Raw genomic sequence first — 10296 nt, 5'->3', positions numbered from 1 at the left:
ATCCAATCCGAAACGCTCAATACAAAACTTGGTAAACCTGCCTGCATTTTAAAGTGGTCAAATTCCACCACTTTAAAATTGAGATTGTTGATTTGCTCCCAAGTCCCCAAAAATTCAAGTGTATAACGGGTTCTAATCCAATTTTTTATTACATCAGCTGCTCGGCTTGCGCCTTCTTTGGCATTTGCCATATCCGTAAGAGAAATATAATCTCGTTCTTCAAACGCAATAATAGTAATTTCTCTGTCTTGTACATTTATTTTTGCCATAACACTACAAAGTTCCGGAAAATATGCAGATTAATATATGCTCTAATTATAAGAGGTCGTTTTGGTTGCCACTCACTTGTATATAGGTATGACAAGATACATATTTTATTTAAAATAAAACATATTACTTTATTCCTACAAAGCATCAAATGGACTTTCTATTCACCGCAGGCCTTTCATACTTAGAGGGATGTATATTTCTGTAGTTATACTGGTTGTAATTCCTGATCGCACCGCCTCAAAACAGAAAAAGGTATAGCTATAAAAAGCTACAGTTCTAGACAACCCTTTCAGCGTTCCAGACGCTGAAAGGGTTTTTAAAACAAAAAAAGACACCTCAGCATCTTTTTCTATATAGTATTATTCCGGTATCAAACCCCATGGCTTATTAAAACTCATGTAGTTCCGTTCAACCGCTGGTTCATTGTTGGCTTTTCAAGCCCAACTCCCCTTAGCTGTTAACAAGCTTTTTTGGTTTAATTTTCTTCATGTAAGTTGCAAATTTCTACAAAATCATTTTCTGATAGAATTCTGATTTTTGCACCCTTATCAATTAATTCCTCAGCTTTTCTATGTTTTGAACTTTTTTCATATCCAGCTAATTTAGTTGTGTCTTGAAATCCGACTACTAGCATTGTTGTGGTTTTTGAAACAGAGTTAGTTACTTTACATCCAATTTTCGATGCTATGATTCCTGCTTCACTCCGTGGAATTGATAAAGAACCCGTGAAAACGATATTCTCGCCGTAAAGTTGTCCTTCAGGATTTCCTTCTAAATAAATATTAGATGAATTTTTTTTGTATAAGAATATTGGTTGTCCAACTCTTTTAAACCATTCTTCAATAGATAAATTTGTTATTTCACAAGCTTTTTTAACAACCATTCCTGCTGCAACAGCATCTTCTAAAGCATCATGATGCTCAAAATTAATATTAAGATGCTTTGCAATATTTGAAAGACCGTAACCACTATATGCAAATTCTTCCCAAGTTCTTCGCACTATTTTTGCACTATCAAGCCATTTAGGCTGTAAATAATCTAAACCATAAGTTTCACAAGCTCTGTTAATAGCAATTCTGTCGAAGGGCATATGATGAATTGAAATTTCTCCTTCAATACGTTTCTTTAATTCGTTATAAATCTCTTTAAATGTGGGAGCATTTTTTACATCTTTTTCTCCGATTCCGTGAATTGAAACATTAAAAGGATCGAAATAATCTTCCGGATTTATTAATACCGACCATTTGTCAATTATCTGGCCATTTTTAAATTCTGCAATACCAATTTGACAGATACTTGAATAATCTGCGTTTGCTGTTTCAACATCAATTGCCAAAAAATTCATAATATTTTATTTACGAGTTCTAAAGTAACCATGTCTCCAATATTTAGACTTCGTTCTTCAATATGTTTTAGAAAAACTTTTTCAGTTAGAATTTTTAGTTTAGAGTGTTTTTTTCCTTTTGCGTTTAATTTTTTCTCTAACTCAATAATTTGGTTATCAAGATTACCATTTTTTAAATCATTAATGATTTTCTCAGAGATTATGTAAAAGTTTGTTTCGGATAAAAACTCACTTTCTGTAGGGTAGCCACCAAGGTTACCAATAATTTGAAAATGGTTATGTTTCGAACCATTCAAGTTTTGCGTAAAAAAAATACTTTTATCGTAAAATTGGTTTGGTTTACTTTTTTCTAAAAACTCGGAAGAATATTTTTCAATTTGTTCTAAACCAATTTTTATGTATTCATTATTTTCCATAACGTTCTTATAAAATGTTTGTTAACATCAGTAGGTCTAAAAACCTCTAAACGAACTGATTTTTGCGAATTACAAAGTAAATATAGCTGATTTAAGCTAATATTACTTCTCGTTCAAGACAACCACTGTTTCCGTTCAACCACGGTTTTTCATTACTTCACCCGATTGCTTTCGTTCAAATGTTACGGTACATAGGCTACGCAAACTGAGCTTTTAGCAGAATTCTTTAATGTTGATAGCATCTTCCACTTGAGTTGGTTGTCATTCTTTTGCATCTTGCGCCTTTTTTTGTCCTTCCAGCGCATTGAGTTGACGAACTTGAGCTTTGAATTGTTTCTATATTTCTTTTGTCAAGAAAATTACTTCTACCATTTGCAGTTTGGTCTTTATTTGGTTTGCAAACTTTGCATGCTTCATATGCTCTTTCTATTGCTTGTCCTAAGTCGATACTTATTGATGAGTACTTTAAATGACTACAATCAATATCGTGGTATTTTTTACCCGTTTTTGTAATGTAAACAGTTTGAGAGAAAACGATGTTAAAAGTAAACAACAAAAAAAGCAAGAATAAAGATTTTTTCATTTATTGTGGTTTTTGTTAAGTGGTGAATTATTTCTACCAACGTCAGTCCATAAAAAACCTCCGTTACATTATCCTCAAATATAACAAAATACCTTTATAAAAAGAAGATTATTCTTATTTTTAAGAAGGCAACACATCACCGAAATTTCCCGCCAACAAATGCACTTTTCAAGTTTAGAAGACCTACTAAGCCCATAAAAAAAACTCCGAACTATGATTCAGAGTTTGATTTATAAGAAGTAAAATACGAAAGCAATCCCCATAAGTTGAAACGCCCATTAAGCTCCCTAAAGCTGATAACGACGGGTTTCGTTCAACAGCGACTCCTTGCTGGGTCTTGCAGACCGCATGAAGTCTTGCTGATTAGGCGTAGTTTATTTTAATTTAGATAATAGTTTTTCGATTGCAATAAAAATATCATTTTCTGTTTCGTAGTTAGTAATCCATTTATCTTTAAGCAGACAAAAATATTTTTCACCTAATAAATCATTTTCTTCAAATCCGCCCCAATTCTCTCCAGTTAGTACAACCAAATAGGCATTTGCATTTTTAAATACTTTATGTAGTTTTTTTTCCCTTTCATTGAAATCAATTTCCCATTTATGTCTGTTCCAACCTAATTGCGTTTTGCATTCTATTATTGCGACAACTTCATTGTTTTTCCAAATCGAAATGTCTGGTCTAATTGCACCACGTTTGGCAATTATTTGCTTTTCTGATATTGCTATTAAATCAGAATTATTCTTTTTTAAATAAATTTTAATAAAGAATAAAAGTTGTTCTGTGAAAAAATCAGCTCCATTTGTTATGTAGCGTTTTTCTAGAAACTCTTTGTTATCATATTGAGTTCGATAATATTGTTTCATTCGATTAATAAGTGCTTTACTGTATTCCAATGAATTAATATCAATATTTGATTCTAAATAGTTATCAAATGATTCCTTTAAAGTAATGTGTAGATTTTTTAAAGTTTCTAAATAATGCTCATCAATATTCATCAAGAAGATTTTTGGGTTAAATTACGCCTAACGTCAGTCTGTGAAAAAACCTCCGTTTATTTCTTTCAAATATAAAACTTAATATAAAATAAAAGCAAGAAAAGTTGTATATTTAATAATGCAACACATCACCGGAATCCCTCGCAATCAGATGGTCTTTTCGAGTTTAGAAGACACGATTTTACCAGATAATCCAGTTCGTTTTGTAGATGCTTTTGTGGAACGTATAGATTTTATAAAACTAGATTTTTCAGTTCAAACACTTAAATAAGAAGGTCGCCCGAGTTACGATAGCAAAATATTTATAAAAATCTATTGGAACGGCGATCTCAAAGCCGCATGCAATTCCTGATTATAGCTTTAGAACAACTGCTAGTAATTCGAGGTCAGGAGACCTCGAAGAGCGGGGTTTTTAAAATATTTTTTAATTTGTGTATGAAATTCTTGCTTTAGAGCTACCTAAAGTAAATGATTAATATTACAATCACGAATACGAAACTTAAAATTCCTACAAAATATAATGGCTTAAGAAGTTTATAAACAGGTATCAAATTTGGAGATTCTTGTCGACGTTTTTTAAACTCTATTAGCTCTCTATCAAATTGAAAGTAAGTTAATCGGCTCCATCCAAATATCCCTACCGCTGAAGTAAAAACTCCAAAAACCAAAAAAATAAAACAATAATTGTCATAAGTGCTTTGTTAATTTTCTAAAATTTTGATTTGTTCTTTCCTGTGCTCTTGTAATATAGTTTTGTTAGTAGTCTCGTGAGCTTTTTGCTTTAAAGAAAAATTTCTCAACTTCGCCTCTTCTCTGGGTATTAGCTTATTCTTAAGTGAATCCTTTAAATTTTCTGATTGAATTTTTAAATTATAAATTTCGTTGTTCAATAAATTTACCTCAAAATTAAAATCTGAAATTTTGATTTGAAGTTCATCTCTTTTCTGCAGTGGATAAAAAAGACCAATCAAAATTATTACAATTCCATTAATGAAAAGTAATTTAAAAAGATTTTCGGTTCCGGTTAAAAAGTTATTAAGGTATTGCATAGTTCTAGCTCTAGTTATCGTTATTGATAATACTATCTATTTCATGCATGCTTTGCTTTGCCTCAGCTAATTGATCATAATTTATATTTACAAAATCTTTTACTCCTTGCTTTTGTTGCGCATCCAATTTATCGTCTTTATCAATTGCATCATTGAGTCTTGCTAAGTTAGCATTTTTTTCGTCAAGTTTTTGTGCGGAAGTGGAAATTTCAGAAGCATTGCCATGAGAACAAGATGTAACAATAGGAACGCTTAAAAGAATAGACGCTAATAATAATGATCTTCCATGCTGATAAAGTAATTCAATTGTACCAGGCGATTGTACATTTAACTTCACTGAATTATTAGTTAGGTTTTCTCCAAGATTAAATTGGCTATTAATTAACTCAGTAAATGACCTTATGTTTATTAACACAGCATTCATTGAATCATAGTTAATATCGCCTTCTTTTTTTACCTCCAAAACAAGATGTGCTCTATCACCTTTTACAAAAACAGAACTTATAATTTTATCTATATGACTTGCATAGGAGTTAAGTTGGCTAATCGCATGCATCGAAAATATAATTTTATACCATATTGAATCAAGATTTTCTAACGATACAGTTTTGATCCAATGAACTTTCCTACGCTTGTGAAAATCGCATCTATCATCATCAAAGTTATTGTAAATTTCATTATCCGTGATTATTCCGAAAGCAAGATATTTAGAACCGTTACTAGGAATAACAACTATATCACCATTCTTCAGCTCTTTAAATCTAATAATTTTATTATATATAGAAGTAATTTTTGATTTTCCTTTAGTAGTACGAGAATCGTATAAATTACCTTTTGAATCTCTTTCATTTGCCTCGATGATATCTTTAATCATCCTTTCGTTTCCATTTCGTAGTTGTTCAGCTGTAACATAATTCCAATTAATACCGATATAGCCTCCATCGACAAAACCTGAGAAGAACTTACCTTTCATGGTCCGCAAGAACCAGTAATTTTTTTCACTTTCAAAGGATTCAAATTCTGTTAGTAAATTATCAAAATTCATTATTTTCTAGTTAGGTTAATTTTTTTGCTAAATTAAATATTAAAATTATAAACATTTAAGGTTTTCCGTAATTCAAAATTATTTCAGCGAGTGTCCGTGCTGCGCACGCAACGAAATTCTAGCTGTTGTGTGTAGTTGCTTATTTAAATGGATTTAATTTGTCTTTACTTTCATCTTTCAACTTTGCATTCTCCTTTTTTTGAGTTAGATAATTAACTAGTCTTTCTCTCATTTTAGGAATAAATTCGTCAACTTCACTTTTTATGGTTAGAAGGTATTTATCAACTATTTCTATATTTTGTAATAAAAGATTTTTTAAGCCTTCTATTGCTTCTTCGTTTCCTGTTATTTTTGAATAATTTGTAAATTTAAAATTCATATCATGAATATTTAACTCAACATTTATATCCATTGCCTGATATCCATTTGGCGCACATTTAAAGAAGTCATTATTTCCAGAAGTCGGTATATTATAATTTGCAATTTCAATCTCGTATAATTTTCCTGGATAATATGAAGTTCCAGATGGTAATTGACGACCATCTATTTTTTCTTGTGTAATTGAAGTTGTTGTGTTTTCTTTGATTAATTTAGGTACAAATAATTGTAATTCTTTGATAAGTTTATCACTTTCTTCTTCTACATTTAAGTTTATCGATGTGTAATCATTATACCTGTCAATTTTATTTTTCAATAAAATTTCAACATTGTTTAAATATACATCTAATCTTTGTTCTTTGAATAAAGTTGTTAATCGTTGGTTTCTTTTATACATTCTAGTTTTAAATTATAGTTTATACTTTATACTTGGTTTTTCGTTATTCTGCGAGGTAATTACACACAACGTTATGCTGCTTTGAGATGGATGGAAAATCGTAACCGCTCAATTTTCGGCTTAACGAAAACTTGATGCGAAACGGAAATTCCACTAAACTCCAGCTAGCTCAAAACAGCGGTTATGCCTTCGGTTTTTTCGACATTTCAATTTTCGCGTTTCAATTTTCGGTTTCGCTTCCGCACCGTTTAAGTCGGAAACAATTTTAAATTAAATATAATGTTCTCAATAACTAAAAATCAAATAGAAGAAATTGCTAATCGCGAGAGCAATCGTTCACGACGTTTATCAAGTCTTCCTTTAGCCACTCAGAATACTTATCGTTCAAACTTTCGATTGCTAATTCAACGGAATTTTCAAGTTCTTGTCCTGTCTTTCCTTTTTGCAATTCTAATATTTCAACTTGTTGTTTTAATATTGATTTTAAGTGATAACTATTCATAAGGTTGGTAGTATGAATATTCATTAAAAGAGCTCCTATATCAATTTTAAAATTCGGATTATTCAATTCATTTTTTATGTCATCAAAATTCATATCGCTTTTTTTAGGTTAATATTTTATCGTCTCATTTCGGTACTCCTAAACTGAGGCATAACTAGTATATAGTAATGACGTGGTCGCTATTATACACCTCATTTTGGTTGGATTGTAGTGATAAACGTCGTACATTATTATATTTCAAATATATAAATAATTTATTACAAATCATCAAACAGGCTTTTAATTCACTACAGGTCTTTCGTGCTTACATGTAGCTCTATTTCAGTAGTTTCACTACTAGTAATCCTGAAAAACTACTTCAAAAAAAGAGGGACACTAAATCCTCTTGACATTCTCTCTCAAAACTTTACGATAACTCCATAGTACCTGCCAGTGACTGGTTCCGTTCAACAGGAATTTCATTACTTCGTCCGTTCGCTGCGCTCGGGTGTTCGTGCTGCGCACGCAACGAAATTCTAGCTGTTAGCTACAATTTATTGGACTTGTTTAAAATAAAACACAATATTAGATACAATTTTTACTAAAATCAATATATAAAAAATAGGAAAAAAAAATGATGTATCTATATTGAAAATAAGATTCCAGCAAACTATTCCATTCATAATTATTGGTAAAAACAGGAACAAAAAAGAAACAGTCAAGAAACCAAAAGTGCTCCATCCTGAATCATTTGATAATCGAACTTTTATTGATTCTAATTCAATTAGTGATGGATAAATAACTAATTCGAGTATTGAACTTTCGCTAATATTCGGATATAATTTTTTGTGAATTTGTTTTAGCCCAGCATCTATTAATTGATTAAACGCCATATAGGAAATTGTAAAATAATAACATACGATGGACAAGAAAGGAATACTCAATAATAAAATTTGTTTGTTCTTAACACTAACATCAAATAACGTCACTTCTGACACGATAGAATTGTCAATTAGAAACCAAAGAATTATTAATACTATAGATGCAAAGTAATAATTGTACATAAGTTTTATGCTCGATTTGCAATTCTCAATCATTATTGGTTCAATTGCTTTTAACTCTTCATTGGTTATTTTTCCATTTTCAAGTGTGTTTAATATTTGCTTATTGAAATTTGGTTGTTTCATCTCGATATTTTTTAAATTGCAGCTAACTTGTATATATAACTGATAGCATCCGACTTATCTACCCAAAATTGGGTTGCTATGTCTGACAAACGTCAGTATTTATTCTAAATCAAATATATTCAATTTTTCTTACAATTCATCAAAAGCACTTTTAATTCACCGCAGCCCTTTCGTACTTATATAGATCTATATTTCAGTAGTTTTACTGTTAGTAATTCCTGATTATAGACCATGAAAAAAGAGGATGTAATATCCTCTTGAAATTCTTCTAACTCATTTATCGAAAAACCCATAAGGGATGGATGTAGAGCGGTTCCGTTCAACAGGAATTTCATTGTTCGTGCTGCGCACGCAACGAAATTCTAGCTGTTGTGTGTAGTGCTTTCTTCACATTTTTGTTCCGATGTAGTATACTTTTTTATCTTTCGGTATTACAAAGATTAATTCCGCTCCACTTGGCGTAATTCCATTGCAATATATACTCCAAGGATAAACATATACATCATCTTTTTTTAAATTTTCCAATCTCGGAAACCAAGGAATTTCGTGTTGCCAACCACTTGCCATTTTTACCGCATCATTCAAAACTTGAGGTAAACTATCCAAACGATAAAAACCGTTTTTATTTTTCAATTCCTCTTGTGTCACTTCCGATATGTCAATCGCATATGCATCTAAATAATCGCCAGTAAATGAGCGACCAGATTGATAACTATTTGTTACTTTTTTAATTCTCTGGTCTCCAAGTCCGCACCAATTTAATACAAATCTTACGTCAGATTTTGTCGCTTCATTTTCAACAGTTTTATTTCCTATTGTCATTGAATAGGCGAGATATCCTAAAATCAGAATGATTCCAATTAATGATATTCCACCCCAAATCGCGAGTGCATTTTTTCCGATTCTTTTTATTTTATCTTTCAATTAGTTATCTTTCAACGGTTTGTTTGGGCATTACACACAACTAGTATATAGTAATGACGTAGTCGCTATTATACCCCTATTTTTAGCTAGATTGTAGTGATAAACGTCGTATATTATTATATTTCAAATATATAAATAATTTATTACAAATAATCAAAAGCACTTTTAATTCACCGCAGGCCTTCCGTGCTTATACAGAATGATATTTCAGTAGTTTTATTGCTAGTAATCATGATTATAGAGCATAATAAAAGAGGCGCATTAGCCTCTTGAAATCTCTCTAATCATTTTACGATACCTCCATAGTGTTGACGGCATGTAATCGGTGAGCCTGTCCTGAGTCTAACGAAGGATTCAACCGGAGTTTCGTTACTTCGTCCGTTCGTCCCGATAATTATCGGGACTCGGGTGTTGGCTCTGCGAGCCCAACGAAGCCTTGTCTGTTGGCTGAAGTTTTGACTACCATTTTTCTTCTGAAACTGTAGACTTTTCAATAGATAGCATTGTTGTTTTAATATTATCTAATAATGTTTTGTTTAATTCCTTAAACATTTCTAAAGTTGCAATTCTCCAATTTTCCCGTTTCTGTTTACCTATTAAACCTTGCTTTAAATACTTTTCAGAATCTCCAATATACTTTTCTACAGCAACAGAATTATCGCCCTCTAATGCGATTGTATCAAAAAACGGTTGCATTAACACTTCTGAGCCAGGCGTTGGACTAACTATGCTTGTCAAAGTATAAATTATTCGAAATCTATTTTCCTTAACATTAACCTCTATTGTATGATTAAATTTGTTTGAGGTCTTTTCTGAAACATATTTATTGTTAGGCATTAAAACTTTCGCAGGTAAATTTGAATACGTAACTTCATTAATTCCCTTTATAATAATAGTTCCGGATTCAGGCTCATTCATTTGGATAACATTTTGTGCAGAATTGTAATTTAAAGAAATCCACTTGTTGATTGCTGTAAACAAATCAGACTTTGATTTACCAGAAGTAAAAACTCCAGTAACGCTTTTCTCTTCAACTTTCCATTCTTGAGCTTGACAAAAACAAGTGACAAAAAATGTTACACTAAGTAATAATTTTTTCATTTATAGATTGATTTTGATTAAAATTTCAGCTAACTAGTATATAGTAATGACGTGGTCCCTATTATACCCCTAATTATGGCTAGATTGTAGTGACAAGCGTCGTACATTATCATATTTCAAAT

General features: G+C 31.2%; 13 protein-coding genes. 1 reads left to right on the top strand and 12 read right to left on the bottom strand.

Features of this window, described 5'->3' with window-relative positions; genetic code table 11:
• From BUB25_RS16075 to BUB25_RS16060, 5 genes are all read right to left on the bottom strand, one after another.
• The coding region (locus BUB25_RS16075; protein WP_139256928.1) for a KilA-N domain-containing protein at positions 1–269 on the bottom strand (269 nt) is incomplete at its 3' end.
• A gap of 476 nt (positions 270–745) precedes the next feature.
• Positions 746–1615, bottom strand: coding sequence for an exonuclease domain-containing protein (locus BUB25_RS16070; RefSeq protein WP_072946145.1), 870 nt, complete (start codon positions 1613–1615; stop codon positions 746–748).
• Positions 1612–2031 (bottom strand): hypothetical protein, encoded by a 420-nt coding sequence (locus tag BUB25_RS16065; RefSeq protein ID WP_072946143.1) that lies wholly within the window; start codon positions 2029–2031, stop codon positions 1612–1614. Before BUB25_RS16065 ends, BUB25_RS16070 begins: the two co-directional genes overlap by 4 nt.
• Positions 2032–2257: 226 nt before the next feature.
• Positions 2258–2614 (bottom strand): hypothetical protein, encoded by a 357-nt coding sequence (locus BUB25_RS16520; protein ID WP_139256927.1) that lies wholly within the window; start codon positions 2612–2614, stop codon positions 2258–2260.
• Between the two features lie 374 nt (positions 2615–2988).
• Positions 2989–3612: a hypothetical protein gene (locus BUB25_RS16060; RefSeq protein ID WP_072946141.1), complete on the bottom strand. Its 624-nt coding sequence runs from the start codon at positions 3610–3612 to the stop codon at positions 2989–2991.
• A 118-nt stretch (positions 3613–3730) separates the two neighbouring features.
• Here BUB25_RS16060 and BUB25_RS16685 point away from each other — a divergent pair, with 118 nt between their 5' ends.
• Complete coding sequence (locus BUB25_RS16685; RefSeq protein WP_170066919.1) at positions 3731–3883, top strand: hypothetical protein; 153 nt, start codon at positions 3731–3733, stop codon at positions 3881–3883.
• Between the two features lie 430 nt (positions 3884–4313).
• Here the strand turns inward: BUB25_RS16685 and BUB25_RS16055 are convergent, their stop codons facing one another.
• The 7 genes from BUB25_RS16055 to BUB25_RS16025 form a co-directional block, all read right to left on the bottom strand.
• Positions 4314–4661, bottom strand: a complete 348-nt coding sequence (locus BUB25_RS16055; protein WP_072946139.1) for a hypothetical protein — start codon at positions 4659–4661, stop codon at positions 4314–4316.
• A gap of 10 nt (positions 4662–4671) precedes the next feature.
• Complete coding sequence (locus BUB25_RS16050; RefSeq protein WP_072946137.1) at positions 4672–5706, bottom strand: hypothetical protein; 1035 nt, start codon at positions 5704–5706, stop codon at positions 4672–4674.
• Positions 5707–5845: 139 nt separating this feature from the next.
• Positions 5846–6481: a hypothetical protein gene (locus BUB25_RS16045; RefSeq protein WP_072946135.1), complete on the bottom strand. Its 636-nt coding sequence runs from the start codon at positions 6479–6481 to the stop codon at positions 5846–5848.
• A 316-nt stretch (positions 6482–6797) separates the two neighbouring features.
• Positions 6798–7076: a hypothetical protein gene (locus BUB25_RS16040; RefSeq protein ID WP_072946133.1), complete on the bottom strand. Its 279-nt coding sequence runs from the start codon at positions 7074–7076 to the stop codon at positions 6798–6800.
• Between the two features lie 440 nt (positions 7077–7516).
• Positions 7517–8149, bottom strand: a complete 633-nt coding sequence (locus BUB25_RS16035) for a hypothetical protein (RefSeq protein ID WP_072946131.1) — start codon at positions 8147–8149, stop codon at positions 7517–7519.
• 387 nt (positions 8150–8536) lie between these two features.
• Positions 8537–9073 (bottom strand): hypothetical protein, encoded by a 537-nt coding sequence (locus BUB25_RS16030; RefSeq protein ID WP_072946129.1) that lies wholly within the window; start codon positions 9071–9073, stop codon positions 8537–8539.
• Positions 9074–9532: 459 nt separating this feature from the next.
• Positions 9533–10174: a DUF4468 domain-containing protein gene (locus BUB25_RS16025; protein WP_072946128.1), complete on the bottom strand. Its 642-nt coding sequence runs from the start codon at positions 10172–10174 to the stop codon at positions 9533–9535.
• Positions 10175–10296 lie beyond the last annotated feature (122 nt).

Origin of the sequence: Flavobacterium granuli (genome assembly GCF_900129705.1) — a bacterium.
Taxonomy (GTDB): domain Bacteria; phylum Bacteroidota; class Bacteroidia; order Flavobacteriales; family Flavobacteriaceae; genus Flavobacterium; species Flavobacterium granuli.
This window is presented reverse-complemented; position numbering and strand designations above follow the sequence as displayed.

Bases quoted from the DNA above. Each gene is read 5' to 3' on its own strand.
- BUB25_RS16035 (WP_072946131.1), bottom strand. From the start codon at position 8,149: ATGAAACAACCAAATTTCAATAAGCAAATATTAAACACACTTGAAAAT.
- BUB25_RS16070 (WP_072946145.1), bottom strand. From the start codon at position 1,615: ATGAATTTTTTGGCAATTGATGTTGAAACAGCAAACGCAGATTATTCA.
- BUB25_RS16055 (WP_072946139.1), bottom strand. From the start codon at position 4,661: ATGCAATACCTTAATAACTTTTTAACCGGAACCGAAAATCTTTTTAAA.
- BUB25_RS16060 (WP_072946141.1), bottom strand. From the start codon at position 3,612: ATGAATATTGATGAGCATTATTTAGAAACTTTAAAAAATCTACACATT.
- BUB25_RS16065 (WP_072946143.1), bottom strand. From the start codon at position 2,031: ATGGAAAATAATGAATACATAAAAATTGGTTTAGAACAAATTGAAAAA.
- BUB25_RS16520 (WP_139256927.1), bottom strand. From the start codon at position 2,614: ATGAAAAAATCTTTATTCTTGCTTTTTTTGTTGTTTACTTTTAACATC.
- BUB25_RS16685 (WP_170066919.1), top strand. From the start codon at position 3,731: ATGCAACACATCACCGGAATCCCTCGCAATCAGATGGTCTTTTCGAGT.
- BUB25_RS16025 (WP_072946128.1), bottom strand. From the start codon at position 10,174: ATGAAAAAATTATTACTTAGTGTAACATTTTTTGTCACTTGTTTTTGT.
- BUB25_RS16040 (WP_072946133.1), bottom strand. From the start codon at position 7,076: ATGAATTTTGATGACATAAAAAATGAATTGAATAATCCGAATTTTAAA.
- BUB25_RS16050 (WP_072946137.1), bottom strand. From the start codon at position 5,706: ATGAATTTTGATAATTTACTAACAGAATTTGAATCCTTTGAAAGTGAA.
- BUB25_RS16045 (WP_072946135.1), bottom strand. From the start codon at position 6,481: ATGTATAAAAGAAACCAACGATTAACAACTTTATTCAAAGAACAAAGA.